Here is a 287-nt window from a genome sequence, read left to right as displayed (position 1 = left end):
TTCGAGCAGAACTCACAAATTTTACCTTAGCCTGATCCACCAGCAGTGAAACTGGTGTTCAGTCTATTTCTATCACATATCCGAATTTTTAAAGAACGATCTGACAAAAGTCAGAAATCAACATTCGCAGGGAATGCTCATTTCTGAGTTCTGATCAGCAAATGAATCAAGCAATTCGTGTGGGAGCTCATCAGCAGGCTGATGTCGTCGATTAAGGAGGTGATCCAGCCGCAGGTTCCCCTACGGCTACCTTGTTACGACTTCACCCCAGTCATGAATCACACCGT

The 287-nt window shown here is 44.9% G+C and carries 1 rRNA gene; it reads right to left on the bottom strand.

Annotated elements, in window-relative coordinates:
- Nucleotides 1–212 precede the first annotated feature (212 nt).
- A 16S ribosomal RNA gene (locus JOY50_RS28760) occupies nucleotides 213–287 on the bottom strand; the annotation flags it as partial.

Source organism: Pseudomonas sp. BP01 (genome assembly GCF_022760795.1).
Taxonomy (GTDB): domain Bacteria; phylum Pseudomonadota; class Gammaproteobacteria; order Pseudomonadales; family Pseudomonadaceae; genus Aquipseudomonas; species Aquipseudomonas putida_Q.
The sequence above is the reverse complement of the archived record's forward strand: the minus strand, read 5'-3'. Positions and strand labels throughout refer to the sequence as shown.